The sequence below is a fragment of the Flavisolibacter ginsenosidimutans genome, assembly GCF_007970805.1.
GTDB lineage: Bacteria > Bacteroidota > Bacteroidia > Chitinophagales > Chitinophagaceae > Flavisolibacter > Flavisolibacter ginsenosidimutans.
This window is the reverse complement of the sequence record NZ_CP042433.1, coordinates 463,515-489,534: the sequence shown is the minus strand read 5'-3', so window position 1 is coordinate 489,534 and position 26,020 is coordinate 463,515. Positions and strand designations below refer to the sequence as shown.

The 26,020-nt window shown below is 45.2% G+C and carries 22 protein-coding genes; 9 read left to right on the top strand and 13 right to left on the bottom strand.

What is annotated here, in order from left to right:
- The first annotated feature begins 79 nt into the window (after nt 1-79).
- On the top strand, nt 80-1,987 hold the full coding sequence (argS, locus tag FSB75_RS01895) for an arginine--tRNA ligase (RefSeq protein ID WP_146781907.1): 1,908 nt from the start codon (nt 80-82) through the stop codon (nt 1,985-1,987).
- 391 nt (nt 1,988-2,378) lie between these two features.
- On the opposite strand, the gene FSB75_RS01890 is transcribed toward argS, so the two are convergent.
- Nucleotides 2,379-3,677: a T9SS C-terminal target domain-containing protein gene (locus FSB75_RS01890; RefSeq protein ID WP_146781904.1), complete on the bottom strand. Its 1,299-nt coding sequence runs from the start codon at nt 3,675-3,677 to the stop codon at nt 2,379-2,381.
- 345 nt (nt 3,678-4,022) lie between these two features.
- On the opposite strand from FSB75_RS01890, the gene FSB75_RS01885 reads away from it, so the two are divergent.
- Nucleotides 4,023-4,304, top strand: a complete 282-nt coding sequence (locus FSB75_RS01885) for a DUF721 domain-containing protein (RefSeq protein ID WP_146781901.1) — start codon at nt 4,023-4,025, stop codon at nt 4,302-4,304.
- Here the strand turns inward: FSB75_RS01885 and FSB75_RS01880 are convergent.
- The 4 genes from FSB75_RS01880 to FSB75_RS01865 form a co-directional block, all read right to left on the bottom strand.
- Nucleotides 4,298-4,738 carry a CBS domain-containing protein gene (locus tag FSB75_RS01880; RefSeq protein WP_146781898.1) on the bottom strand — a complete coding sequence of 147 codons (441 nt, stop codon included), beginning with the start codon at nt 4,736-4,738 and terminating at the stop codon, nt 4,298-4,300. The two genes, FSB75_RS01885 and FSB75_RS01880, sit on opposite strands and share 7 nt — an antisense overlap.
- A gap of 118 nt (nt 4,739-4,856) precedes the next feature.
- The gene (locus tag FSB75_RS01875) at nt 4,857-5,903 is read right to left on the bottom strand and encodes an ABC transporter permease (RefSeq protein WP_146781895.1); all 1,047 of its coding nucleotides are present in this window, start codon (nt 5,901-5,903) and stop codon (nt 4,857-4,859) included.
- Between the two features lie 22 nt (nt 5,904-5,925).
- On the bottom strand, nt 5,926-7,068 hold the full coding sequence (locus FSB75_RS01870; RefSeq protein ID WP_146781892.1) for a BT_3928 family protein: 1,143 nt from the start codon (nt 7,066-7,068) through the stop codon (nt 5,926-5,928).
- 5 nt (nt 7,069-7,073) lie between these two features.
- Complete coding sequence (locus FSB75_RS01865) at nt 7,074-7,649, bottom strand: DUF1599 domain-containing protein (RefSeq protein WP_227990743.1); 576 nt, start codon at nt 7,647-7,649, stop codon at nt 7,074-7,076.
- A 102-nt stretch (nt 7,650-7,751) separates the two neighbouring features.
- On the opposite strand from FSB75_RS01865, the gene folP reads away from it, so the two are divergent.
- On the top strand, nt 7,752-8,579 hold the full coding sequence (gene folP / locus FSB75_RS01860) for a dihydropteroate synthase (RefSeq protein ID WP_146781889.1): 828 nt from the start codon (nt 7,752-7,754) through the stop codon (nt 8,577-8,579).
- A 269-nt stretch (nt 8,580-8,848) separates the two neighbouring features.
- Here the strand turns inward: folP and FSB75_RS01855 are convergent, their stop codons facing one another.
- From FSB75_RS01855 to FSB75_RS01845, 3 genes are all read right to left on the bottom strand, one after another.
- On the bottom strand, nt 8,849-9,784 hold the full coding sequence (locus FSB75_RS01855) for an FKBP-type peptidyl-prolyl cis-trans isomerase (protein ID WP_146781886.1): 936 nt from the start codon (nt 9,782-9,784) through the stop codon (nt 8,849-8,851).
- A gap of 13 nt (nt 9,785-9,797) precedes the next feature.
- Nucleotides 9,798-10,805, bottom strand: coding sequence for a DHH family phosphoesterase (locus tag FSB75_RS01850; protein WP_146781883.1), 1,008 nt, complete (start codon nt 10,803-10,805; stop codon nt 9,798-9,800).
- A gap of 230 nt (nt 10,806-11,035) precedes the next feature.
- Nucleotides 11,036-11,530, bottom strand: a complete 495-nt coding sequence (locus FSB75_RS01845; RefSeq protein WP_194162068.1) for a hypothetical protein — start codon at nt 11,528-11,530, stop codon at nt 11,036-11,038.
- Nucleotides 11,531-11,827: 297 nt separating this feature from the next.
- On the opposite strand from FSB75_RS01845, the gene FSB75_RS22195 reads away from it, so the two are divergent.
- The 5 genes from FSB75_RS22195 to FSB75_RS01825 all read left to right on the top strand — a co-directional run bounded on the left by FSB75_RS22195 (nt 11,828) and on the right by FSB75_RS01825 (nt 17,472).
- Nucleotides 11,828-13,075 carry a sodium/proton-translocating pyrophosphatase gene (locus tag FSB75_RS22195; RefSeq protein ID WP_262711947.1) on the top strand — a complete coding sequence of 416 codons (1,248 nt, stop codon included), beginning with the start codon at nt 11,828-11,830 and terminating at the stop codon, nt 13,073-13,075.
- Nucleotides 13,076-13,095: 20 nt separating this feature from the next.
- Nucleotides 13,096-14,127: a sodium/proton-translocating pyrophosphatase gene (locus FSB75_RS22190; protein ID WP_262711946.1), complete on the top strand. Its 1,032-nt coding sequence runs from the start codon at nt 13,096-13,098 to the stop codon at nt 14,125-14,127.
- Nucleotides 14,128-14,384: 257 nt separating this feature from the next.
- Nucleotides 14,385-15,242 (top strand): sterol desaturase family protein, encoded by an 858-nt coding sequence (locus FSB75_RS01835; RefSeq protein WP_146781880.1) that lies wholly within the window; start codon nt 14,385-14,387, stop codon nt 15,240-15,242.
- Nucleotides 15,243-15,406: 164 nt separating this feature from the next.
- On the top strand, nt 15,407-15,793 hold the full coding sequence (locus FSB75_RS01830; protein ID WP_146781877.1) for a BlaI/MecI/CopY family transcriptional regulator: 387 nt from the start codon (nt 15,407-15,409) through the stop codon (nt 15,791-15,793).
- 2 nt (nt 15,794-15,795) lie between these two features.
- Nucleotides 15,796-17,472, top strand: coding sequence for a M56 family metallopeptidase (locus FSB75_RS01825; RefSeq protein ID WP_146781874.1), 1,677 nt, complete (start codon nt 15,796-15,798; stop codon nt 17,470-17,472).
- A 102-nt stretch (nt 17,473-17,574) separates the two neighbouring features.
- Here FSB75_RS01825 and FSB75_RS01820 read toward each other — a convergent pair whose 3' ends face one another.
- From FSB75_RS01820 to pyrE, 4 genes are all read right to left on the bottom strand, one after another.
- The gene (locus tag FSB75_RS01820) at nt 17,575-18,585 is read right to left on the bottom strand and encodes a PorP/SprF family type IX secretion system membrane protein (protein WP_146781872.1); all 1,011 of its coding nucleotides are present in this window, start codon (nt 18,583-18,585) and stop codon (nt 17,575-17,577) included.
- The gene (locus tag FSB75_RS22290) at nt 18,585-22,814 is read right to left on the bottom strand and encodes a gliding motility-associated C-terminal domain-containing protein (protein ID WP_172623040.1); all 4,230 of its coding nucleotides are present in this window, start codon (nt 22,812-22,814) and stop codon (nt 18,585-18,587) included. Before FSB75_RS22290 ends, FSB75_RS01820 begins: the two co-directional genes overlap by 1 nt.
- 993 nt (nt 22,815-23,807) lie before the next feature.
- On the bottom strand, nt 23,808-24,167 hold the full coding sequence (locus tag FSB75_RS01810) for a heavy-metal-associated domain-containing protein (protein WP_146781866.1): 360 nt from the start codon (nt 24,165-24,167) through the stop codon (nt 23,808-23,810).
- Nucleotides 24,168-24,187: 20 nt separating this feature from the next.
- Nucleotides 24,188-24,823 carry an orotate phosphoribosyltransferase gene (pyrE, locus tag FSB75_RS01805; protein WP_146781863.1) on the bottom strand — a complete coding sequence of 212 codons (636 nt, stop codon included), beginning with the start codon at nt 24,821-24,823 and terminating at the stop codon, nt 24,188-24,190.
- Nucleotides 24,824-24,878: 55 nt separating this feature from the next.
- Between pyrE and FSB75_RS01800 the strand changes: the two genes are divergently transcribed.
- A complete protein-coding gene (locus FSB75_RS01800) occupies nt 24,879-25,520 on the top strand; it encodes an NUDIX hydrolase (protein WP_172623039.1) in 642 nt (213 codons plus the stop codon).
- On the opposite strand, the gene coaD is transcribed toward FSB75_RS01800, so the two are convergent.
- The gene (coaD, locus tag FSB75_RS01795; RefSeq protein ID WP_172623038.1) at nt 25,517-26,011 is read right to left on the bottom strand and encodes a pantetheine-phosphate adenylyltransferase; all 495 of its coding nucleotides are present in this window, start codon (nt 26,009-26,011) and stop codon (nt 25,517-25,519) included. The genes FSB75_RS01800 and coaD overlap by 4 nt on opposite strands.
- Between the last annotated feature and the right edge of the window lie 9 nt (nt 26,012-26,020).

Sequence of the window (26,020 nt, the reverse complement as noted above, 5' to 3'; positions counted from 1 at the left end):
ATGGCTTTGTATTTCGTTAAGAGAGGTTAAAAAGGAGGCTAAAAAGGTTTGCCTAAATTGCGCCCAAATTTTACACGACATGAGTTTGGCCGCAACGATAAAGGATGCAGCAGCAAAAAGCATAAAAGAATTGTACGGCGTTGACGTTTCCGCGAACGACATCACCATCAACCAAACCAAGGCCGAATTTGAAGGAGATTACACCCTGGTTTTGTTCACGCTGGTAAAACAGTTGCGCAAGGCGCCGGAACAACTGGGAAAAGATTTGGGCGAACATTTGCTTGCGGCCAACAATGCTTTGTTCACCTCGTTCAACGTCATCAAGGGCTTCTTAAACCTTACCGTTTCGGACAACTATTTCGTAAAATATTTAAGCGAAAAACTTTCAAAAGACAAGCTTGTTGATTCAACCTCCGCCGGAAAAAAAATCATGGTAGAGTACTCCTCTCCCAACACCAACAAGCCTCTTCACCTCGGTCACCTGCGGAACAATTTTTTGGGCTGGAGCGTTGCCGAAATTTTAAAAGCAACCGGCAACGAAGTGATGAAAAGCTGCATTGTGAACGACCGCGGCATTCACATTTGCAAAAGCATGATTGCCTGGGAACTTTTCGGTAACGGCGAAACGCCGCAAAGCACCGGCATCAAAGGCGATCATTTTGTGGGTGATTATTACGTAAAATGCGAGAGCCAAATAAAGAAAGAAGCAAGCGAATTAGCCGATAAAGTAGAGGCAAACGATTATGCGGCTTTTTCGGAAACAGACAAACAAAAACTGGTTGAGCTAAAAGAATTGGGCAGCGCCGTTCCGGGAACCACGGACAAGGACAAAGAAAAGCTGAAGAAGATTGGCGATGATGTGAAAGAAATTATTCGCGCTAATACGCCGATTATGAAACGGGCGCAGGAAATGTTGCGCGACTGGGAAGCGGGCAAACCCGAAGTGATTGAACTCTGGAAGAAGATGAACGGCTGGGTTTACGAAGGCTTTGACCAAACCTATAAACGCATCGGTTCCGACTTTGACAAAACCTATTACGAAAGCGAAACCTATTTGCTGGGAAAACAGTTTGTGGAAGAAGGTCTTGCCAAAGGCGTTTTATTCCGCAAAGACGACGGCAGCGTGTGGATTGATTTAACGGACGAAGGCCTGGACGAAAAATTGGTCTTACGGAGAGACGGCACGTCTGTTTACATTACGCAGGACATTGGCCTTGCCGATGAGAAGTACAAAGAATTTCCCTACGACCAAAGCTTTTACGTGATTGCTGACGAGCAGAACTATCACATGAAGGTGTTGCAGCTCATTTTAAAAAAGCTTGGCAAGCCTTATGCCGATGGAATCTATCACCTGAGTTACGGCATGGTGGAACTTCCGAGCGGCCGCATGAAAAGCCGTGAAGGAACGGTGGTGGATGCCGATGATTTGATTGACGAAATGGTGGAGCAATCAAAGAAAGTAACGGCCGAAAAAAGCAACATCGCCGACTTTAGCGAAAGCGAACTGAAAGAGCTTTACGAAACCGTTGCCCTTGGTGCTTTAAAGTTTTTCCTGCTGAAAGTGGACCCGAAAAAGCGCATGGTTTTTAACCCGGAGGAAAGCATAGACTTCCAGGGTTTCACCGGGCCGTTCATTCAATACACACACGCAAGGCTAAAGTCTATTTTGCGAAAAGCAGAAGATGGCAATCAGCAATCGGCAATCGGCAATCGGCAACTGGAGAAGTTGGAAAAAGAATTATTGGTGGTGCTGGAACAGTTTGGTGAAGTGGTGCAGCAGGCCGCGAACGAACACAATCCTTCGGCCATTGCCAATTACGTTTACAGCGTGGCAAAAACTTTCAATTCTTTTTACACGGTACACTCGGTATTAAAAGCCGAAAGCGAAGAAAAGAAAGCCTTGCGCTTGCAACTTTGCGGATTAACAGCAAACGTGATTAAAGAAGGAATGGGACTGTTGGGAATACGCGTGCCGGAGCGGATGTAAGCAGCAATTGGTTTGGGCGAAGATTAAAGGTTGAAATGGGAGTTAGCTTTTTTCGCGGTCAACGATAAGGCGTTATATATTTACGTATTAGGCGCAAACGAACAGCCATCAAAAAATGTGAAGACTAAAGCTAGTTTTCCATTCCTTTTTTACTTGTTACAATAGCGGTTAATCTACAAGCAAAAGGCCGACACGACAAAAAAACCCATTGCGCAAATTCTTGCTCCAATTTGAAATCAAGCCAAACAGTGTATTACTTTGAACATGCTGCATTTAATGAGTACAGTTCGACCGGCAACGCTGCAACCATTTTACCTTTGACCTAAATTCTAAAATATTTCTCTTAATTATGCCTTTTTAACCATAAGTAGTATTTATTTCAATTCAATGATTAGTGATCTTTAATTGTAACGATCCAGGCACCTCCAGCAGCGTTGACATCGCCATCGTTACTACCGCTTGAACCTACCATTACGAAACTTCCGTTGGCACGCTGCATAACGACACGGGCTATGTCGTTCCCTGACCCACCCAGTGTCCGTTGCCATTGTTTGCTTCCGCCCTGATCCAACTTTATCATCCAGGCGTCTTCGCTACCGTGGTTACCGCTTACATCACCATTATTACTTGAGGTAAAACCAGCTAGTACATAACCACCATCCTGTGTAGATGTAATAAAATCAGCCAAATCATCTCCCGATCCGCCGAGAACCTTTCTCCATAGAATTTTACCTTCTTTGTCAATATTAACCACCCATGCATCTTCACCTCCGTGGTTGCCAAATACATCAAAGTCATTACTCCTGGTAAATCCCGCAAAGGTGTAGCTATTATCTATGTTCTGAACAATGGAATTGATCTGATCAGCATTACTACCCCCGAATGCTTTGTTCCATAAAAGGTTTCCATCTTTGCTTAGCCGTACCACCCATCCGTCGAAATTTCCAACCCACATACCCCAACCAACATGGTAACCGGTTACATCGCCATCATTGCTGTTGGTCGTGCCAGTCATGATATAGTCACCCTCTGAAGTTTCAATAATAGAATTCGCTTTTTCAATCCCTGTTCCGCCAAATGTTTTTTGCCATTGTTTCTTTCCGTTTCTGTCAAGTTTCACCACCCAAGCGTCTGTGCTTCCGTGGTTATTACTCACATCTCCATTTGCACTTGCTGTTTGTCCAGCCATTATATAGCCACCATCAGAGGTTGGTAGAACTGAAGTGGCAAAATCACTTGCAGAGCCTCCAAGTAAGCTTTGCCACTCTTTGTTCCCATTTTTATCAATCTTTATTACCCATGCATCACTGTTCCCGTGATTACCGGAGATGTCGCCGTCATTACTATTTGCAGAGCCAGCGATGATATATCCGCCATCCAAGGTGGAGGCAGCGGAAAAGGCAAGTTCGTAGTCTGATCCTCCGAATGATTTTTGCCATATCATCTTCCCTTGCCTGTCCAGTTTCAACACCCATGCGTCGGTATTTCCTGGATTGCCGCTTACTCCTTTAATACTTCCTGCCAGCACATAACCACCGTCTGCGCTTCGGGCAGCAGCAAATACCTGCTCCCCTGCAGTGCTGCCATAAACCAGGTTGAAATCGGAGTCCAGATCAACCGGAATCTTTTCATTGTCCTTACGGCAGGCAAACACCGTCGTAAGCAGTAATACAACAGCAAACCGTTTCATAACCTTTTAGATTAATAAATTGAAATTATCAAAGGCTTTATCTCTTGGCAATGACTGCTGTTACTAAAAGGATTGACGGTGATTAGCAGGAGTATAATTCTTTATCTTTTGGAAACTTGCAGCGACTGACAATTCCTTTTCATCACCGGAAATCTTTTGGTCGTGTTATCATCGCACAAGCCTTAACTGAAGATTTGTCCATTGCACAAAAGACCGGTGTTTCGCGACTATGGCGCACTGCATCGGAAGCAGACAACAAGTAATACTGAGATTAATGCAAGCTATTATCCAATACTTAGGTCTGTTCGCTATCAGCCTAATCTTTAATCCACTTACCTTCGCTTCATGGCGCAATACTCCCTTGGCGATGCCATCAAACTTTACCTGAACCAAAGCCGCATCAAAGGCTCTATCCAGGCATTGCAAATTGAAGACGTGTGGGAAGCCGTCATGGGCAAAACCATCGCCCGCTACACCGATAACCTCAAGGTCATTAACAAAACGCTTTTCATCACGACGAACGTTGCGCCGCTGAAGCAGGAACTTCTCTACCAAAAAGAAAAAATAAAGCTTCGCATAAACGAAGCTTTGGGCGAAAAAGTTATTGAGGACATCGTCATTCAATAAGTCCAGGGGTAGCCACGGCGCGGTGCCTCTTCTTCAAAAAAATACTGCGGACTGTGCATGGCTTCCTGCATTAGATCATAAGAGGAAATCACGCCTTTGAATTCAAAACGGTCAAACACCGCCAGGTGACGTGCACTGAAGCGTTCCATCAGTTGCATGCAGCTTTGCAGCGAAGCATCGGGTGTTGCCACCGGCAAAGACGTGTTCATAAATTCCCAAACCTCAATTTCCTTCAGTGGCCGGTCTTCTAACAAAATGCGCGACGCAATGTCGTGATCGGAGATAATGCCCTTAAACTTGTCTTTGTCCAACACAATGAGAAAGTCAACGGCCTCGCAACTCATCTGGTACAATGCGTCGCTAACGAGTGAATCGGTGGTAACGGTGTTGAACTGCGGGGCTTTTTTGGCCAACAAATCTGCAACCTGTTCCATACAAGCAATTTTAATCGTTGAAGAAATAAGTGGTGATTGTGTGGCGGCTTGTACCTTAAAGTTAAGCAATTGAACAGAGCTGGCGTATGCCTGAGTTTATGTTTTTGTGATGAAATGGTTACCGGATTCGAACACGCGGATCAACGATACCGTAAAGTATATCGGCAAGGATGTTTACAAGAATAAAAAACGTGGCGGATATGAGTACGGAACCCATCACTACCGGAAAGTCGAGCTTCTCCAGCGCGTCTACGGTTACCTTGCCAATGCCCTTCCAGCCAAAAATCCATTCAATAAAAAAAGCACCGGCAAGCAACTCGGCAAACCAACCCGTGACGGCCGTTATCACCGGGTTGAGTGCGTTGCGCAGGGCGTGTTTCCAAATGACCGTTTGCCGGCTCAAACCTTTTGCGTAAGCCGTGCGAATGTAGTCTTGGTCCAGCACGTCGAGCATAGCGCTGCGGGTGAGTTGGGTGATGATTGCTAAAGGACGAATGCCGAGTGTAAACGCGGGCAGAATCAGGTTTTGCAACGTGAGCCGCTTGGCCCCGGTTGAATCAATGTCGAACCAACTGCCGGTGATGTGCAGGCCCGTCCAACCGCTCCATACAAAACCGAATAAATAAGCAGTGATGATGGCCATAAAAAACGACGGCGCAGAGATGCCTACAATACTGGCAAACACCGCCGAGGTATCCATCCAACTGTTTTGTTTTACCGCGGCCAATACGCCTAATGGAATGCCGATAAGAACGGCAATAAACATGGCCGTAACGGCCAGCAAAAGCGTGCCGGGCAAGGCTTCCAGCAAAACATCGCTTACCGATTTTTTGGTTTGATAAGACTTGCGCAGGTAAGGAAACTTGAGCGAAAACTTTGTTTCGCCGCCGACGAAAATCCCGGTGAGGTCTTTCTTTTTGATTTCTTCTTTTGAATGAAAAGCAATGGGCGAAACATCGTTGAGGTAATAAAGAAATTGTTTCCATTTGGGCTGATCGAGATAGAGTTCTTTGCGAATGGCTTCCTGCGTTTTTGCGTCGCCCGTTTGTCCCATTACTAGCCGCGACGGATCGCCGAAACCCTGGAACAAAACAAAAACGAGAACGACCACGCCGATCAAAACAAAAAGCCCGTACAGTAATTTTTTTAGAATGAATTTCAGCACGCGGTCAAGTTAGTGAATTAACTCAGAGCGAAGCAACGGCAGCCTTGGCATCGGCCATTCCGTTCTTGCTAAACTTTCGAGCAATGGTCCCTTTTTTTAGAAACAAAATCGTCGGCGTTGTTCTTGCTACCGTTCGCACAACGGTAAAGTCCGTATTAAAAAACTGCACGCCGGTAATTCCTTCTTCTAAAAAAGCTTTCTCGCCCTCAAGCAAATTTGTTGACGCAACGTAAACCGGTATGTTCCGCGATTGCGCTGCCTTTGCAACCTCCATGAAAGCCTTTACCCATTGATGATTTGTAAAATCAAGTGCAAACACAACAACAGCTGCCGGTTGTTCTAAAACAATTTGCGTTGAATCTTCGCCGCTTACACCCACCAGTGAAAAACCTTTGATCGCCGGATCGGCGTTGCCTTTGCGCACCACTTTGTCAATGCGGTCAACGTATTTGTAAGTGCTGAAATCAGCCGGCAATTCATTCGCGGCCCATTCGTAACGCTTCCCTCCTTTTTCGTAAACGTATTTAATCACAATGCTGTCGGGACGAGAACCGGGCGGCGGCTTCATTTGCTCCGAAATATTGTTTCCTTTTTTAAACGGAAGACAATCGGCAAGCGGCAAATAATTTAAAACGTACCACTGCAAGCCGAGGCTTAGGAGAAGGCAAAGGCCGAGAATTGTTGTGCGTAAACGAGGAGTAAAAACCGGTGCAATGTATCGCTGTCCGAAGAGCAGCAACAGAATCATTGCCAACAGCGCAAGGTCTTTTAGAAACGACGTTAACGGCGTGATGGGAAGACAATCGCCGAAGCAACCGCAGTTGGTAAACTTGCCCGATAGATAGGCATAGCCGGTAAGAAAAGTGAAGAAAACGATCAGCACCAACAGCAGCCAGATGATGAACTTTTTCTTCCAGCCAAGAAGCAGCGCAACACCGGCCAAAATCTCCAGCGTAATCATACCGATGGAAAGCGGCAGCGAAATGCCGTGAAAAAAATCGAGTGCATTCCGCACGAAAGAACCCTGCGAAAAACCCGTTCCCCACAGTTCAAAAAACTCCTGCATTTTGTAGCCAAGGCCGATAGGATCGTTGGCTTTCACAAGTCCCGAAACAACGAACAAAATGCCGACGAATATTTGAATGATGCGAACGATCGTCTTCATAACGATTATGCTTTTCTTTCGCCGAGCAAAATGAGCGCAAACACGGCGTAGTTGATGATGTCGTAGTAATTCGCATCAAGGCCTTCGCTAATGAGTGTGCGGCCTTTGTTGGCAAGAATTTGCCTCATGCGTTGCAGTTTCATCAAAATCAAATCCACAAAACTTTCGTCGCTCATTTGCCGCCAGGCTTCTCCGTAATCGTGGTTCTTTTGCTGCATCAAAGTCCTGGCTTCACCAATGTATTTGTCATACAAAATCTTTACGGTTTCCGTGCTCAGTTCTTCTTCGTCGTCTTCGGTCAATTGCAGTTGAATCAAACCAATGACGGCGTAATTAATTATGCCGATAAATTCACCCGGAATGTCGTCGCCGATCTTTTGTTCGCCCACATCCTGAACGGTGCGTACGCGGTAAGCTTTGATATAGATTTGATCAACCACGGAGATGGTTCGCAATACCCGCCAGGCCGTTCCGTAATCGGTAGTTTTTTTCAGGAAAATCTCTTTGCACCGTTGAATAACGGCTTCGTATTGTTTGATGGTGGACATGGTCTTTGGCTCTGCGCTTTCAGCTATCGGCATTCAGCTTTGAAAGTTAACAAGGTTGATTTGCAGGCGGATGGCCGATAGCGGATGGCTGACAGCTTTCTCCTACATTCGTTCAAAAGTAAGGAAGGCCCACCAATGTTTACACTCAATTGCAAGGGAAGAATATTGACGATTAACGAACCCGTTGTCATGGGAATATTAAACCTTACGCCGGATTCGTTTTATGCCGGCAGCCGCTTAAACAACGAAGACGCTTTGTTGCACAAGGCCGAAGAAATGATAAGCAGCGGCGCCGCAATTTTAGACATAGGCGGACAAAGCACAAGGCCGGCCAGCCAACGAATTTCAGAAGAAGAAGAATTAAAAAGAGTTGTTCCCGCTGTTGAAGCCTTGCATAAAAATTTCCCCGGTCAGGTTCTTTCAATTGATACGTTCTACGCCGGGGTTGCAACCGAAGCAGTGAACGCCGGAGCGAGCATGATTAACGATGTGAGCGCCGGAACAATTGATCCGAACCTTTTGCCAACGGTTGCCGCACTCAACGTGCCTTACGTGCTGATGCACATGCGGGGCAATCCGCAAACGATGCAAAAGAATGCAACGTATCAAAATGTGACGCTTGAGGTGTTCGATTCGCTTTCGTTCAGGATAAAAGAATTGGAAAGAACGGGCATCAAGGATATCATTGTTGATCCCGGCTTTGGCTTTGGCAAAACCATTCAGCACAATTTTCAACTGCTACGGGAGCTTTCTTTTTTTGCTCAATTGGAGAAGCCGTTAATGGTGGGTCTTTCGCGCAAGGCAACGGTTTACAAAACACTTCAAACCACGGCGGACAAAGCCCTGAACGGAACAACGGTGCTGCACACAATGGCGCTGTTAAACGGTGCAAACATTTTGCGGGTGCACGATGTGAAAGAAGCCAAAGAGGCTACTGAACTTTATCTTGCTTACAAAGGATAAACTCTCGTTTGCACAGCAATCGGCGTTCATCTATTTATAAAAAGAAAAGAGCAGCGCTGGCTGCTCTCCTTCCCATTAACATATTGTGGTTTGGACAATGAATCGTTTTCTTTTCGAAAGGCCGGGATTACAGTAAGCGTGTTTGGCCGGATAGTTTTCAAAAGCTTCAGATACCTCTGTTGGAATCTTGGACTAAAAACGGAGCCTTGTTCTCAACGTGCAGGATTAAAACAGCCCCGCCGCAGCGGGGCTGCAAAAATGCGAAAGAATTATTTACGAGACGATTTTTTCATGGAATCAAGTGCCGCTGTTGGAGGCATTGCCGCAGCGGGAGCCTTATCGCTAATGTCCGCTACTTCAATTTCAAAAATCAAATTCTCGTTCGGCTTGATGCGTTGCTGGCCGGTCATGTCAGGCTGGCTTCCGCGTTCGCCGTAGGCCAATGACGATGGAATAAAAAGCAGCGCCTTCTCTCCTTTTGACAATTGCGACAAGCCTTCTTCAAAACCCGGAATGGTGCTGCCTGTACCAAGCTGCACGGGCAACAACGGGTCGCCGGGTTTGGTATTAGAGTCAAATTCCTGGCCGTTAAAAAGTTTACCGGCATAGCGAATGCTCATTGTCTGTCCGGGTTTGGGCAATTGACCGTTTCCAGGCGTAAGCGTTTGCACGTACACGCCTTTGGGCGTGGCTTTGGCCGGAATGTTTTTTTCTTTCAGGTACGTCTGAATGGCAACGGAATCTTTTGCTCGTTGCTGGCTGGTCAGGCTCGCCTCATCTTTAAACACGTCCACAATTTTCAAAACGGTTTCAATGTTCTTTCCTTTTTTCGAAAGCAGGAAAGAATCTTTTGCGGCCATCGGGTTTTTGGCAAGAATCGAATCTACCGGCTGCAACAAAAGAATGCTGTCGCCTTTGTGCGCATCAAAAAATATCTGGAACATTGCCATGTTGGGTCCGTCCTTTGGAATGGGCACGGTTTGCGGGCCGCCCATTGTGTACGTACTCGACAACAAGCTGTCGCCAAGGCGGGTTGTGGCGTGAAAACGGATCACGTTGCCCGGTACAATTTTATCGCCCTTGCCTTCGCCCATTACCCTGTACGGAAGGCCGTCTTTTGTTTTTTTGAACTCTGTGTTTTTGCAGGCGGCCAGTGTTGTCAAGGCAAGCAGTGCTGCGCCAAAAACCTGTTTCGTTACTTTCATTTGTATTTTTTGTTTATTGTAAAAGAGAGCTGTTTTCCTGAATGGCCTCGCTAAATTTTTTTATCGTTTCCTGCAGCGAAGCCGTGTCGCGGCCACCGGCAGCGTTAAAGTGACCACCGCCGTTGAAATATTTTCTTGCAAAGGTGTTGCAGTCAAAATTGCCCTTGCTGCGAAAGCTCCATTTGCGTTCTTCGTCGCGGTCAATCACAAGTCCAACGAGTTTGATGCCCTGAATGGAGAGCGGATAATTTACGAGGCCTTCCGTGTCTCCGGTTTTAATGTCGAACTTTAAAGTCTCCTGCTTGGAAACCCACATCATGGCGGTGTTCAATTGATAGTTTACTTCCAACCGGTTGCTCAACACGTGGCCCAAAAAGCGAAGGCGGTTTTCGAGAAAATTATCGTACAAGGCTTCGTGCACTTTGGTGTGCTCCAGCCCTATTTCTTTTAAATAAGCTACCATGTGATGAACCGAAGCATGGGTAGAAGAAAAACGAAACGAACCCGTATCGGCCACAACACCCGCATAAAGGCATTCGGCGGCAAAGATGTTTATCTTGTCGCGATGGCCGGAGTTTACGATAAAATCATACACCATCTCGCAGGTGGAACTCTTGCCCGTGTTGGATTCGCCGTAATCAAACGAAGCCTCGTCGGGTTCCTGGTGATGGTCAATTAAAATCTTGACGCAAGCCATTTCGGCCAGTTTCTTCGCCATGTTTTTGGTACGGCTAAAATGATTGTGGTCAAGGCAAAAAAGCCACTCGGCTTCGGTCAGCTTTTTATCGCTCTCAGTTTTGTGCAACTCATAGTCCAGCACTTCCTTGCTGCCTTCCATCCAATCGAGCCAGCGAGCCCAGTTGGTCGGAGAAATCACCGTTACCTCGTGGCCCAATTGTTTTAAAAAATGGTACAGCCCCAGCGAAGAACCCATCGCATCCGCATCGGGTTTTTGGTGCATGGTAATGACGATCTTTTTCTTTCCGGTTAATTGGCTGTATATCTCTTGAATGGGTTTCATGCGCAAGTCGTTCCCGCCGCAGCGGGAGGCGCAAATGTAGAGGAAAGTTTTGTAGTGCTTCGTTAAAGGCGACAAACAAGTTTTAAAGCTTTTTTCATTGGCTGCAAACGGTTGAACGGGCAATCAGAATGCGCCAAAGGCTTTTTCAAACCGGGCAAAACAGAAAACAAAAAAGGCTTCGCCGAAACCGAAACCTTTGATAAAAACTTGCGCAGCTCTAAGAAATTTCATCAGCCCATTGCCGATGTGACAAGCCTACGTTCCCACTCTGTATGCTTTACCTGTTTTTTCTTGTTCAGCAATTTAATGACGGCTGTTGTTACAAGGGCGCCGGTAACGTACAAACCCACCGTCATAATCTGCGTGGCTACGGTACGGTTGCTGTACTTGCTGTTCAGGCCCAAAGGTTGGGGTAATAATACAGCGCCAAGACCAGCGGCCAAACCAAGCGCAGCGCTGCGCTTCCAAATGTTTTTTTCTTTGCCAATGCCGGCCGCACTGTAAAATATTGCGTTGGTTAAAATATCGCCTACCATCGCCGCCGTAAACAAGGCGTCTTCTTTTGGTACCTTTTTACCGGCTTTTTTTAATCCCTTCGAAATGGCTTGCATGCCCAGGCGATCCATCCGCGGCGCTTCAGGTACCACCCGCCGAATGCTCTCGTGCAGTAAGGTCACAGCTGCGGCACCCGCCAATCCTCCGGCTATAGCAGTTGTTGCGTTCATACAAAAAGATTTGCTTTCATTCATCAAAATTACATGCCACGTTCCGTTGTGCTTTTTATTCTTTTATGCAAACGAAAAACTTGTGCATTTCTTTGTGAATAAATAAACATAAACACCGGTGCTTTCCTATTTCAACAACGGCCGATCCAATCGCCCATCAATCCAAAACAGTCGTCGCGATGCACTTGCTCATTTCCCTCAAACGCAGCACCGGCAAGCCTTTGGTGGAAAAACAGCAGAGGCTACCTCTCAATATCCGAAACCCCTATCTTTGCGCACCGCTAAAAAAAAGCCGACATGCATTCATTTGAATCTTATGCTTATCTCGTCCCCGTAATGGGATTGATCGGATTGTTGTACACCTTGTGGAAATTTTCCTGGGTTAGTAAACAGGATGCCGGTACCGACCGTATGAAAGAGATTTCGACTTACATCGCTGAAGGAGCGATGGCCTTCTTAAAAGCCGAATGGAAAATCCTTACCTATTTTGGAATTATCGTAGCGTTGTTGCTCGGCTTCATGGGTTACACCAACAAAGAATCGCATTGGTCTATTGCCATTGCTTTTATTATTGGGGCTTTCTTCAGTGCATTGGCGGGTTATATCGGTATGCGTGCAGCTACCAAGGCCAATGTTCGCACGGCGCACGCGGCCCGTACATCACTATCAAAAGCCTTGCAGGTTTCGTTTACCGGCGGTGCCGTAATGGGAATGGGCGTTGCGGGATTGGCTGTTTTAGGATTAGGGGGCTTGTTTATTGTTCTACTGAAAGTTTTTGCCTCTGGTGCGTTGTCAACTTCGCACGAAGTAACCCGCGCCATTGAAGTGTTGACGGGTTTTTCATTGGGCGCAGAAAGCATTGCGCTGTTTGCCCGTGTTGGCGGCGGCATTTATACAAAGGCCGCCGATGTGGGTGCTGACCTCGTTGGAAAAGTAGAAGCGGGAATCCCCGAAGACGATCCGCGCAACCCGGCCACTATTGCCGATAACGTGGGTGACAATGTTGGTGACGTTGCGGGCATGGGTGCAGATTTGTTTGGCTCGTATGTAGCAACGGTTTTGGCAACGATTGTTTTAGGACACGAAGTCGTTAACAGCACAGGCACGGAATTAAGCGATGGCTTTTCGGGCTTCTCGCCAATCCTTTTACCGATGTTGATTGCGGGTGTCGGAATTCTCTTTTCCATCATCGGAACTTTTTTTGTCCGCATCAGTGAAAATGCAGGCATTCATACATCCGTTGTTCAAAAAGCGTTGAACATGGGCAACTGGGGTTCTATTGTCCTAACTGCCGTTGCGTCTTATTTTTTATGTACTTATCTTCTTCCATCCGGTGACATGTATTTGATCCGCGACTTTGCAAATGGAAGTTTAAAACCGGGTATTGAAGGCTTTACATCTATAAAGGTATTTGGTGCGATTGCTGTTGGCCTGGTAGTGGGTACATTAATGAGCATCATCACGGAGTTTTATACCGCTATGGGCAAACGCCCGGTCTTAAGCATCGTTCGCCAATCAGGTACAGGTCATGCTACCACAATGTGATTGGCGGGTTAGCCATTGGGATGGAATCTACTTTTCTTCCAATTCTTGTATTAGCCGGTGGCATTTATGGCTCCTATGCTTTTGCCGGTTTATACGGTGTTGCTATTGCCGCCGCGGGAATGATGGCGACAACGGCCATGCAATTAGCCATAGATGCTTTTGGTCCGATTGCTGATAATGCAGGAGGCATTGCAGAAATGAGCGAGCTACCAAAAGAGGTACGTGAAAAAACAGATACGCTCGACGCCGTGGGTAATACAACAGCAGCAACGGGCAAAGGTTTTGCCATTGCCTCTGCTGCCCTAACGGCATTGGCACTTTTTGCTGCTTATGTTGGTGTAATCAATCAAAACGGGTTTGCGATGGCGGGCATTAATATCTATAATGCCAAAGTGCTTGCTTCTCTTTTTATTGGTGGAATGATACCTTATATATTTTCTTCTCTGGCCATTCGTGCGGTTGGCGAAGCGGCCATGGCTATGGTAGAAGAAGTTCGCCGGCAGTTTCGCGAAATTCCCGGCATTATGGAAGGGAAAGGAAAACCAGAGTACGACAAGTGCGTGGCCATTTCCACGGAGGCGTCCATAAAGAAAATGATGTTGCCCGGCGCTATTGCCATCATTTCCCCCCTTATCATTGGTTTTCTTTTAGGGCCCGAAGCGTTGGGCGGATTTCTGGCCGGCGCAACGGTTAGCGGTGTGTTGATGGGCATGTTTCAAAACAACGCCGGCGGCGCTTGGGATAACGCGAAGAAAAGCTTTGAAAAAGGTGTGGACATCAATGGCCAGAAATACTACAAAGGTTCCGATCCGCACAAGGCTTCGGTAACTGGCGACACAGTTGGCGATCCGTTTAAAGACACCTCCGGCCCCTCGATGAATATCCTGATTAAATTAATGTCCATTGTTTCGCTGGTGATTGCCCCTACATTGGCAGGTATGTTCGGGACAAAAAATATTTCTGAAACCGGTGCAGCGAAACCGAAAACTGAGCGGTCTATATCACTGAATGACCTGAACAGTTCTTCCCCGAATACACATTATTTACGATAGTTCTGCTTTGTGAGAGACAACAGAAAAGTTCCCCGCCCCTACTGCTTGGCGGGGACTTTTATTTTATCCCTTTCCCTAAAGGGAACTAAGCACGGAAAAACTTTACCAGTTTCGTTCCTGGTTTTTGCACAATCATTTTCTGTACCTGAAACCAACAAAGTGATCGAGATTTCATTCGTTAACTTAACCTTTCTGCCCAACAATAAACAGCCTTACTTTTGTTAGCGTCTAAAGTCCCTTTAGGGATTTAGGGTTTTATGCCGCCTGCTATATTATATTACGCCATTCCTGGTTTTCTTCTGCTTCTTTCGCTAGAGGCCTGGTTTTCGTATAAAAAGAACAAAGGCCTTTACGAAACAAAAGATACCTGGAGCAGTTTGGGATTGGGCATTGGAAATGTAGTAGTGGGCTTTGTTACCAAGGCCATGATTTTTGGCCTCTTTCTCTTTCTTTATCGCTACTGGCTTTTCAATTTGGATGCGGGAACATGGTGGTTCTGGGGGCTGCTGTTTTTTGCCGATGACTTTTCTTATTACTGGTTTCACCGCACGGCGCATAATGTAAACTGGTTTTGGGCATCACACGTGGTGCATCATTCTTCGCAACATTACAATTTGGCCGCGGCACTGCGACAAACATGGACAGGCAACCTGACCGGCTCATTTTTGTTTTGGGCCTGGATGCCCTTGGTTGGTTTTCATCCAGTTTGGATTTTGTTCATGCAACAAGTCAGTTTGATTTATCAATTCTGGATTCACACCGAAGCGGTAAAACGTCTTCCAAAATTTGCCGAGTACATTTTGAATACGCCGTCACATCACAGGGTGCACCACGGCAGCGATTTAAAATACCTTGACAAAAACCACGGCGGCGTTCTAATTATTTGGGACCGGTTCTTTGGCACCTTTCAACCCGAAGAAGAACGGCCGTGTTACGGATTGACGAAAAATATTTCTTCCTTTAACCCGGTGGTTATTGCTCTCACAACCTGGGCTGAACTCTTCCAAAAAGCAAAAAGCGCAGGATCGTTAAAACAAAAGCTTCATTATTTTATAAAACCGCCCGGCTGGAGTCACGACGGCAGTTCAAAAACCACCAGGGAACTTCGCTCGTAAACAATGAAAAAGTAATTTTCCGACACCGTTCATCGCGGCATAAAAACTTCCATCTTTCTATTCTGCCATTCATCTCCTGAAAACCTCAATTGAAACCAAAATCCTCAAAATGATTTCGTTAATACGAAAAGGGTCGTAAATTAGCCCAACGAATTGTTTTTATCATGGCGCCCAAATACATCAAACCAACTGAAAGCGAACTGGAAATTCTTCAAATACTTTGGCAAAACGGCACCGCCACCGTTCGCGACGTGCACGAGGAACTGGCCAAGACAAAAGATGCCGGCTATACCACCACGCTCAAGCTTATGCAAATCATGCACGACAAGGGCTTGGTGAAGCGTGACGAAAGCATGCGCACACACATTTACCAACCCGCGGTAAACAAGGAAAGAACACAAAAACATTTACTGGATAAAATGATTGATTCGCTCTTTGGCGGATCGTCTACGCAACTGGTGTTGCAGGCATTGGGGAGCGGCGAACAAAAAGTTTCCGCAGAGGAGTTGGCGCAAATACAAACCCTACTCGATAACCTCAAGAAACAATAACCATGCAGTCGCATTTTTTGCAAACTCTTGGATGGGCCACACTGAACAGCTTTTGGCAGATGGCCATTTTGTGGTGTGCGTTTCTTGGCGTAAACCACTTTTTTAAATTGTCGGCAAACATCCGTTATAAAGCAGCGGTAACTGCAATGCTGCTTGGTTTTGGATGGTTTGTTGGGTCGGCTGTTTTGTACTACCAAAACCATTCGTCAACCTATGCTTTTTTTGAAAATACCATTCCGCATTCCAACAATATTTTAAACGTTTGCCTTTTCTCTGCTTCAGTCACTTATTTATTGCTTTTGGTTTTTCCCGCTTTCCGGTTGTTTAAAAACTGGCAGTTTGTACAATCCATTAAAAAAGAAGGATTGGAGAAAGCAGACCTTCGCTATCGGCTTTTCGTTCAAAAAATTGCCGCTCATCTTGGCATTGTCAAGAAAGTAAAACTGGTTGTTTCCAGTCTTGTGTCATCGCCGGTAACGGTAGGTTATTTAAAGCCGATGATTTTGTTGCCCGTTGCGGCCATGAACCAACTTTCAACAGCGCAGGTAGAAGCGGTTTTGTTGCACGAACTTTCGCATATACGCCGCTACGATTACCTCGTGAATTTTATCGTTTCCATTATTCACACCTTACTTTATTTTAATCCCTTCGCCAAGCTTTTTATGAACGCCATTGAAGCCGACCGCGAAACCTGCTGCGACGAATTGGTGCTTCAATTTGGTTACGATAAAGTTGGTTATGCCTCTGCCCTTTTGCAATTGGAAAAACTCTCCGGACGGCACAAGGCACTCGCCTTAGCCGCTGCCGGTAAACAAAACCTGCTCACCCGCATCGAAAAAATCGTTGGTATGGAAAAGAAAAAAGCTTTCCGCTTTGTTCAAATCATTCCGCTGGCCGCGGCCTTGATTTGCATTTTGCTTTTCAATTCGGTTCTCATTATTAAAGACGCAAAGACCGGCACGGCTATTTCTTATGCGGCCGATTCCGTATTTATGCCCTGGCAACTTCAACGGGCGCACGGTGCTAAAAAAATATTACTCCCAACACAGAAACAAACAACGCAACAAACCAACGATTTGACAGCTTCCAACCAAATTAAAATTGATATTGTTACCGGCGAGCCTCAACAGAATGTGGACGAGAACCTTTCTTCCGATGTACAGGAAAGAAAGGACTTTGTTCACGTAAACTTTGATGACGTTAATGGCCGTTTATCAAAGGACGAAAAAGAAAGAGTAAAGACCACGGTTGAAACCACCAAAAAAGTGGTTGGCGCTTTGCAATGGAAAGAAATTGAAACCTCGTTGGCCGATGTGATGAACCGGAAAGAAAAAGCGATGGCCCGTCAGGAGTATTATCAGGAATTGAACAAAGTGAACTGGCAAAACATTGAACAAAACATGAAAGCCAATTACGACAAGTTGAACTGGCAAGTGATACAGGAAAATGTAAACAAGGCAATGGTGCAAGTGCAAATGGACAGTCTGCAAACCGTTTACGCACAAGCCTTGACGGAATTACAAAAAGCAGAAAAGGAAATAGGCGCGAAAGCAAAAATAAAATGTGTGCCTCTTCCGGATTGCTCGGTTGAACAAATGAACGCTGCGAAAGAAACACTCCGCAAAAATCTTGACTCTTTAAAAGCGGCTACTCGTCCGAAGAAAGTGGTGCAACTGTAATTACTGTTTTTGTATAAATGCAAAGCAGCGTTTTAAAAGACGTTGCTTTTTTATTTCATATCGAAGAGAAAACAGGTTCAATTCAAAAAGCCTTCCGTCTTTTTACCAAACATTCCGCGGACAAGAATCATCGTAACGATTACCAAGCAAAAAGCCGATTACAATTTCATGCGTGCCGCGACTTGCGGTACCGATTGCCGTCGTCGTGTAATCGTATGCGTAACCAACGTTGAACGTGTTACCAACGTTTACGCCCAACATACCCGAGTAACCATTCCCAAACCGGTAGCCACCGCCTAACCAAAGCAAATCAAGATACTGGAATTTGATATTGAAATCAACCTGCGTTGGGGCGCCGGAAGTTCCTTTCACCATCACCGATGGAATCATGTTCACATCATCGTTCAAAAGAAAACGATAACCCGCCGTCCCGAAAAGGTGCGGTAAAAGTTTTAAACCCAAAGAGTCGTTTACGAAAGCAACTTTCTGCGGAATGATTTGCTGTGCGCTCAGGCCAATAAAATAATCGCCGGAGTAAAGCCAAAGGCCTGCGTTCAAATCGGGCCGGGTTTTGTAAAGAATATTTCCGTTGCTGCCGATGCCGGGGTCACCATAAACTGCGGGTGTTGACTTTGCACGGTTGTAATTCACTTTGGAAATACCTCCCGAAAAACCTGCGGCTAAATTTACTGTTGGCGATAGCCCCAAATGATAAGCGTAAGAAACATCGGCGGTGAAAACATTGTAATTGCCGGTGATGTCGTTGACCATAGAAAAGCCAATGCCGTGATGCGCCTCAGAAGCCGTATAGTTTTGCCAGTAATTTGTACCGCGTGGGTTTTCACCGGGTACATTGTATGAAGTTGCCGAAGTTTTATAATCCTTCTTCCCTATCGGTGCGTGAACCGATAGATAAAAAGTTTGCGGCTTGCCTTCAAATCCTATCCATTGATCTCTTGCGCTTAGCTTCAGGTCCGTATAGTTTTCGATGCCGCTCAATGCCGGGTTTAAAATATAATTGTTCAAAATGTACTGCGTATAATGCGGACGTTGCTGCGCCTGCGTTGCAGACAAACAAAGAAAACCGATCGCAGCAAAAACTATCTTTTTCATTAGCGCACAATGTCCACGAAGCCGGAAATTTGTTTCCGTCCGTTCTTTGGATTAATAATGTAGTAATACGTTCCGGCGGGCATTGGTTTGCCGTTGTACGTTCCGTCCCAGGGCTTGTTATAACCAATGGAGTGATAGACCAAACTTCCGTAGCGGTTAAACACGTCTATCGTTGCTCCGGGATAAGATTCAAGATATTGAATTTCCCATTTGTCGTTAATGCCATCGCCGTTTGGCGTAAACACATTCGGGATGGTTGGCGTTTTCAACACTTTCACAAACACCTGATCTGAAGCAGTGCAACCATCCGTTGACGAAACCGTTAACGTGTATGTAATATCATCACCGGGTGTAGTAACCGGCTGAACTATCGAAGGATTGTTTAAATAAGTTGACGGCGCCCATAAATAAGTCAGCCTGTTGCCACTTGCCGTAGCCGCCAGAGTTGCTGTTCCGCCTTCCAATACAAACCGGTCAGGTCCGGCATTTACTGTCGGAACAGGATAAACCGCAAAACTTTGTTCTTTAAAATTACCGCAACCGTTTGTTCCTGTATAAGCATACCGTACGGTATCGTTGCCCGTACCTGCCAACGCCGGACTAAACTGGCCTGAACTTGTAACCCCCTTCCCTGAAAATACACTGCTTCCGCCCGTCATGTTCACAGCGTCTGCCGGTATTTGAAAAGAAGGCGCATCGGCACAGACGGAACGAATGGCCGGGAAATTTATATCCGGCGTCGCCATCAGCATAACCGTTTGTTGCGACGAATTAAGACAATTAATTCCGGAGTAAGACACAACTTGAATGACATAATTTTTCGTGGTCGGCGAAAAGAATTCAGGATACTTGATGCGGTAAACAGCTCCCGGCATTGGATTGCTAACCGTTGTTTTGTTTGTCGGGTCGCCGGCATAATCCCAATAAATTTCAAGCTTCACCAACTTGCCTGGAAACACGGAAGAATTATCCGTAATGAAAACAGAATCGTTGCTGCAATGTTGCAAACCGCCTTGAACCGTAAACGTTGATACCGGCACTGCACCGTTGATGGTAAAGATTTGTGTGACAGAATCGGTACATCCGTTGTTGGATGTAACGGTTAACTGAACGTTGTAATTACCGGTAGCGGTGAATTTGTGCAAGGGATTTTTTAGACCTGAGGTATTAGGATTTGTAACCGTTGCGTTTGCATCACCGAAGTTCCAAGAATAGGTAAACTGGGCTTGGCTGCCGTCGGCAATTGAACTGGTATCAAAAAATTGCGAAACAGGATCATTAATACAGTTACCAGGCATAATAAACCCAGGCGCAGGCAAAGGACTAATGATAACGGCTTTCGACTTGACGAGACTCACGCAACCCTTGCTTGTTTCTACCTGAAGTGTGACATCGTAAGTACCGGTTGCCCCATATGTATGCACTTGGCTAGCATTGGTTGTAGCCACCACCGGTGCAGAACCGTCGCCAAAATTCCAAGTCCATTTAGTTAGGGTTCCGGCATTGGCCGCAGATTTATCGGTAAACGACAGACTGCGGGTGACACAAGACGGCGGCGACGCAGTGAAATCTGCAAGCGGTAACGGGTTCACAATAACCTGTTGAGACACGAGGGTTGATAGACAGCCCAAAGCAGACGTTACGGTTAATTTAACTGTATAGCTTCCGGCAATTGCATAAGTATGCGAAGGGTTTTGTTGGGTGGACACCGGAGCGCCGTCGCCAAAATCCCAGGCCCAGGAAACAACGCTGCTGTTTTGCGCAGTGCTCTGGTCGGTAAAATTCACAGCGGTACCGAAACAAACTTCCACCGGAGAAGCAAACTTTGCTTGTGGTTGCGCATAAATTGAATCAATTGTTTTGGTAACGCTGTCCTTACAACCCACCCCCGAAGTGACCAGTAGTGTTGCAGTGAAGGGCCCGACAGATATATAGTTGTGGCTTGGGTTTTTGAGGGGCGATGTCCCACCGTCGCCAAATTTCCAACTGTAACTGAATGCATTTTGTGTCCCGTCACTTATTGTTGAAGCATCCGTAAACTGAACCGAACCGCTGGGCAAACATTCTCTTCCAAACGTAAAATTGCCAACCGGGTTGGGTGATACGAAAATCGGCCTGGAGAACAAAGAGCTTTTGCAGCCGCTTGCCGTTTCTACCAATAAAGTAATGGTGTAAGAACCGCTGTTTGCATAAGTATGGGTTTGCGACGCATTGGTTGTTGTTGTAACAGCTGCCGATCCATCACCGAAATTCCATGTCCATTTTACAATGTTTGCACTCACCGAGGTTGATGAATCATTCACCGTAATTGTTTTGCCAACACAATACGGAGAAACGACGCCAAATTTTGCAACCGGCGGTTGTGTGAGAACAACCTGTTTGGTAATCGTGTCGGAAATACAGCCAATGTCCGTGACTACTGAAAACTTAACGTCATAAGGATTTGCCGAAGAAAACAAATGTGCCGGATTTTGTAATTGTGATGACTGCCCGTCGCCAAAGTTCCAAAACCATAAAATAGATGGCCTGGTAAACGTGTTCGCATGGTCTGTAAAACGAACGGAGTCGGAAACACAACCAGAAGTTGCGAACGTGAAATCTGCGGCAGGCCTTTCAAATACCTGAACGTCGTAATTAATCTCTTGTTCGCCGCTGCATCCGTCAGCGGTCGGGTTCTGCGCAATAACTTTTATAGGATAGGTACCGACTATGCTAATTACATAAGAAGTGGGCAGTTTATAACGGTAAAGCTGTTTACCGTTAACAATCCAGGTTGAATCGTATTGAGGAGAATTTATACTGACGTCGGTAATGCCTATGCCGTTAAGGGCCGCTCCAAAAACCCATTGAACCGACGTGGGCTGATAAGGGAAGGTCATTGAAAAAAAGAAAGGCGTGTTGCGGCAAGTGGAGGGAAAATTAACCGTGCCGTATTGGTTCTGAATTGTTACAAACTGGTAAAGATCTTTTACGTTCGTGCCGGCATTGTAGCCATACGATTCAACCGAACCCAAACCATAGGCAAGGGCAATAAAACCACTGTCAGCTTTTATTCGGTGAGAAGGGTTGACTGATGTTGAATTTGTTACATTCTCCTGTATGTATGAATACCCGGTTGACCCAATCGAAACCGGGGTTCCGGTAGGCGCATTCCCGTCAACCTTTAGGCTCGGGAGAGAATTCGTTTTACAAATAATCGTAAAGAAATGCTCCGTTATATTGGTATTAGGTGGCGTCAAATCCCTCCGTGCGGATACTACGGTTACGTCATTGATCGTCTGTTCAATCGGGTTTAAGATAACCATCTCCGGGTCACCGGGATAGGTTGCATTGCCGCCGTTTCCGCCGTTTCTTGTGTCGCATGTCTGAGAAATCATGTATTGAACAACCATAACCGGTTTGTCCGTTGAAATAACATTAGCCGTCGAACTGCTGAACTGATAATAGGTGTTGTTAACTAAGGTATTTGCATTTAAAACCGAACCGTTCAGCGTTATCCGAGTTGCCGGATCTTTTACAATAATGCGGAAAATATCATACTGCCTGCCCGCAAAAGGTGCCGTGATGTAATTCTTTCCCCAGGAATTCAAGGGCATTAATTGCTGAAATAAGTTATCGCCGCCAGAAGCGTTTGAACAATCCATAGAAGTCCAGGAACTTCCCGAAAAGACTGCAAGTGGCTTACAAGAAGTAGTACTGGTAGCCAAAGACCGGATTTGCGTGCCGGTTACGTCTTTATCGTAAGTAGTCCGAAACTGGTAAACGTCCCCTTGATTTAGGGAAACCGAATAGGCCACCCCTGCGGGCCTTGTGCCCGACACATCTGTAACAGATGGTGTTATTTCAACGGTCGTATTATTTTCTACACCCACAATCGTAAACTGGCTCCCGGAAGGTGAGCCGTTTGTTCCTCCCGCGGATGAATTACCCGAACTCTTGAATGAAATGGCCGTGTATTCTCTCCCCAAAGTTTTTGTAGGCAGGATCAAACTTGATCCGGAACGGGCCGCATTTAGAATATGAGCGTATACGACAACAGGGTCGTTCGAAACGATATGGATTCCCGCGCCAGTTTTAATGCCTTCGTTCTGCGAATTGATAACTGGGTAGGTAGTCGGAAATATCTGAACAACTGTGGCTTGGTTAGCGGTTACCGAAAACGGAATCGAATTTCCGTTTAGGAAAACCGTTCCCGTTGTGCTAATGTCAGATGAAATGTAAAGCGCCATTCTCGAAGAGTTACCGTCGATGTGCGCCGGATAAGCAAGCCAAAAATCCTTCCCCTTGTTTGAGAAGTCTTGGCAATCAGCCGGCAAAGCCCAAAATAAAAAAGTGCAGGCAAGCAGGAAGTTAATTCTCTTCATCAGTTAGTAACCGAGTTTATGTGACTTGCAATTTATTCTAAATGTGCCAAGAAGCTGTGTTCATTAGCCAAATAGAGAATTATAATAGACGGGCAGAACAGCAAGTCGTTTAAGCTAATTAAAGACAAAGTCTTATTGCCAAATTGTCCTTAAAAGGAGAAATGCTCAATCTATGGCAATCCTCCTTAAGCCAATGTTTTAAAAAAACGGCCGCTTTTAAATCAAACTTTTTATGACTTTTATATAAACTAATTTTTAAAATAATTTGATTAATACATTTTATTCAATATCAATTATTTAATTCTAAATTTTTAATTTTAAATAAGTAATATTTTGATTTTAGTGAGAGAGCAAATCTACCTTTTTAATTATAGTTATTTAAATCTAAATAATTTTTTTAATTATTTAAAAATCAATATTTTAATGCAATAAATTTAACTAACAATAATAGTTTTTTTTATTTCTAAAAGTTTTTTTAAATGCTAATATTATTAGTATGTAAAATTTATGCTTATAATCGCCTTGATCGTCTTACTGCGACTATGATTTAAGGAACCCAACTGTAAAATCAGAATCCAGAAGGTGATAAGAATTTTTGTCAGTACAGCTCCCCTCCTTAAACAAACTTATTTGCCTCATGGCGAGGCAGTATTAGAAGCAAGATTATCAAGCAAGGGAAGGGTTCGCTGTTAATTAAGAACCTGAGGAACCTGTAAGCAATTAGAAGCTTCCTCTAAACGAACCAGGAGAGTAAGTCAGCCAAACGGATGAATGAGAAGAACAACACAAACACCTTGGGGCTGGGATGGACAATAAAAAAGCCCGCAAAAGCGGGCAAAAAATTAAAACCGGTTTTTATTAATGCTTAGGCATCCCTCCTCCGTCTTCAGGTTTTTTACAACATTTTGGAAGCATTTTATAAGAGTCCGGATTGGCTTTTATTTCTGCCGCATCGTAACCTGCGTTGGCAATAGAGGTTTTTATCATTTCCTCGTTCGTGCGGTCGGTCAGGTATTTTACCGTTACTTCTTTTTTCTTTACGGCTACATTTACAAATGTGACACCGTCTATGCGCTTCAGGTATTCCTCAATTCTTGTTTTGCACATTTCACACTGAACCGAGGGCACACTGATTTTAGCGGTTTGAACGGGCTTAGTTTGTGCAAAGCCAGTGAATGAAGTAAAGAGAATAAGGAATGCGAAAAATGTTTTCTTCATACGATTTGTTTAAAACGAATTTAAATAAGTCCACTCCAGTTGGCCGGATCGGTCCGCCAATTTAACAAAACTCCTTCTTCAGCTTTTTTTATAATTCCTTTTTTCAGAGCCAGTTCAAGTAAAGATGAGTAATTCGTAAGGGAATACACCGGCAAGCTGGCCATTTGAAAAGCATCTTGTGCAGCTGCAAATTGATAACTAAAGATGGATACCAATCCAATGACTTCAGTTTCGGCTTTGCGCAATACATCCACTACTTGAAGACTGCTTTTTCCCGTTGAAATCAAGTCTTCGATTATCACAACTTTTTGTCCGGCTGTAAAGGCTCCCTCTATCTGATTGCCCAAACCGTGCTCTTTAGGCTTTGGCCGAACATATACCAAAGGAAGTTTTAATTGGTCGGCAACCATCGTCCCCCAGGCAATCCCGGCTGTGGCTACTCCCGCAATCAAATCAGCCCCCGGAAACTTTTCAAAGACAATATTGGCCAGTTCACTTTTGATATAATCTCTTATAAAAGGCAGCGAAAGCAGTTTCCGGTTGTCGCAATAAATGGGACTTTTCCATCCGCTTGCCCAGGTGAACGGTGTGGAAGGACTAAGTTTAACGGCTTCGGCTTGCAATAATTTTTCTGCGGTAACGGTTGCGTCAGTCATTCGACGAAGTTATCATAAAGCGGTTTTGCAGTTATATTCGTTGCAACAAATCTCTATGGTCCGGATTTACGTCCACAATAAGCCGCTCTTCTTGATTGATAAAGTAACAGACGAAGTAGAAGATTATTTGCACCGCCCTGATACAGTCTTTATTGACGAATTAAACAGCCCGGCAATCAGCACAATACTGAAAGAAATGGAGAAAGACAGCGTTTATGCCAGCGTCTTTCAGTATCAGAATGCAGAGGCATTGCTCGACGCTTTTAAATCGCACCTAACACTGGTTAAAGCAGCGGGGGGAGTAGTTTATACTCCGGACAAAGAGCTCCTGCTCATCTTTCGGAAAGGCAAATGGGACCTTCCGAAAGGCAAATTAGATGATGGCGAAAAACTTGAAGACTGCGCAGCGAGAGAGATCCGGGAGGAAACTGGTGTTGAAGTAGTCAGAATCGTATTGCCATTACAGGTAAGCTACCACACTTATCACGAAAAAGATAAACACATCCTTAAAGAATCGCACTGGTTTTTAATGGAAACGGATAAGAAATCCAATTTGACTCCTCAGCTTGAGGAAGACATTGAAAGATGCGAATGGGTTCCTTTGTCAACGTTGGAAAAGTACAAAAGCAATATGCATGCTTCTATCGTTGAGGTACTAAGCGAGGGCGAAAGATTGTTTAAACAGAAACAACGTTAAGCGAAAATACCGTTTCGATTGGTACGCTGGCGTATGGTTCGCAAAACCGAGTCGGGCACAAATTGTGAAACATCGCCCCCGTTTTTAATAACATCTCTTACCAGCGTTGAAGCCACGGATGTATACTTTGGTAAACAAGTAAGGAAAACCGTTTCAATGTTCTCATCAAGGCTCCGGTTCATATCGGCAATGGCCTTTTCATACTCAAAGTCATTCACATAACGAATGCCGCGAATGATGTAATTCGCATCAATCTTGCGGCAGCAATCAACCGTCAAGCCTTCGTAAATAAGTGCCTCTACTTTTTCTTCATTTTTAAACAACTCGTTCAACCATTGAATCCGCGTTTCGGCAGCGAACATTGGCTGTTTGTTTGAATTAATGCCGATACCAATATAGAGTTTGTCAAAAAGTGGTAAAGCCCTTTCAATAATGTCCAAATGGCCAAAGGTTACAGGATCAAATGTGCCGGGGAAAAGTCCAATACGCATAATTTTTTT

Bases quoted from the DNA above. Each gene is read 5' to 3' on its own strand.
- FSB75_RS01855 (WP_146781886.1), bottom strand. From the start codon at position 9,784: ATGAAAGTAACGAAACAGGTTTTTGGCGCAGCACTGCTTGCCTTGACA.
- FSB75_RS01810 (WP_146781866.1), bottom strand. From the start codon at position 24,167: ATGAAGAAAACATTTTTCGCATTCCTTATTCTCTTTACTTCATTCACT.
- FSB75_RS01800 (WP_172623039.1), top strand. From the start codon at position 24,879: ATGGTCCGGATTTACGTCCACAATAAGCCGCTCTTCTTGATTGATAAA.
- FSB75_RS01870 (WP_146781892.1), bottom strand. From the start codon at position 7,068: ATGAAGACGATCGTTCGCATCATTCAAATATTCGTCGGCATTTTGTTC.
- argS (WP_146781907.1), top strand. From the start codon at position 80: ATGAGTTTGGCCGCAACGATAAAGGATGCAGCAGCAAAAAGCATAAAA.
- FSB75_RS01830 (WP_146781877.1), top strand. From the start codon at position 15,407: ATGGCGCCCAAATACATCAAACCAACTGAAAGCGAACTGGAAATTCTT.
- folP (WP_146781889.1), top strand. From the start codon at position 7,752: ATGTTTACACTCAATTGCAAGGGAAGAATATTGACGATTAACGAACCC.
- FSB75_RS01835 (WP_146781880.1), top strand. From the start codon at position 14,385: ATGCCGCCTGCTATATTATATTACGCCATTCCTGGTTTTCTTCTGCTT.
- FSB75_RS01890 (WP_146781904.1), bottom strand. From the start codon at position 3,677: ATGAAACGGTTTGCTGTTGTATTACTGCTTACGACGGTGTTTGCCTGC.
- FSB75_RS22290 (WP_172623040.1), bottom strand. From the start codon at position 22,814: ATGGCGCTTTACATTTCATCTGACATTAGCACAACGGGAACGGTTTTC.
- FSB75_RS01865 (WP_227990743.1), bottom strand. From the start codon at position 7,649: ATGCCGATAGCTGAAAGCGCAGAGCCAAAGACCATGTCCACCATCAAA.
- coaD (WP_172623038.1), bottom strand. From the start codon at position 26,011: ATGCGTATTGGACTTTTCCCCGGCACATTTGATCCTGTAACCTTTGGC.
- FSB75_RS01825 (WP_146781874.1), top strand. From the start codon at position 15,796: ATGCAGTCGCATTTTTTGCAAACTCTTGGATGGGCCACACTGAACAGC.
- FSB75_RS01885 (WP_146781901.1), top strand. From the start codon at position 4,023: ATGGCGCAATACTCCCTTGGCGATGCCATCAAACTTTACCTGAACCAA.
- FSB75_RS01845 (WP_194162068.1), bottom strand. From the start codon at position 11,530: ATGAACGCAACAACTGCTATAGCCGGAGGATTGGCGGGTGCCGCAGCT.
- FSB75_RS22190 (WP_262711946.1), top strand. From the start codon at position 13,096: ATGGAATCTACTTTTCTTCCAATTCTTGTATTAGCCGGTGGCATTTAT.
- FSB75_RS22195 (WP_262711947.1), top strand. From the start codon at position 11,828: ATGCATTCATTTGAATCTTATGCTTATCTCGTCCCCGTAATGGGATTG.
- FSB75_RS01820 (WP_146781872.1), bottom strand. From the start codon at position 18,585: ATGAAAAAGATAGTTTTTGCTGCGATCGGTTTTCTTTGTTTGTCTGCA.
- pyrE (WP_146781863.1), bottom strand. From the start codon at position 24,823: ATGACTGACGCAACCGTTACCGCAGAAAAATTATTGCAAGCCGAAGCC.
- FSB75_RS01880 (WP_146781898.1), bottom strand. From the start codon at position 4,738: ATGGAACAGGTTGCAGATTTGTTGGCCAAAAAAGCCCCGCAGTTCAAC.
- FSB75_RS01850 (WP_146781883.1), bottom strand. From the start codon at position 10,805: ATGAAACCCATTCAAGAGATATACAGCCAATTAACCGGAAAGAAAAAG.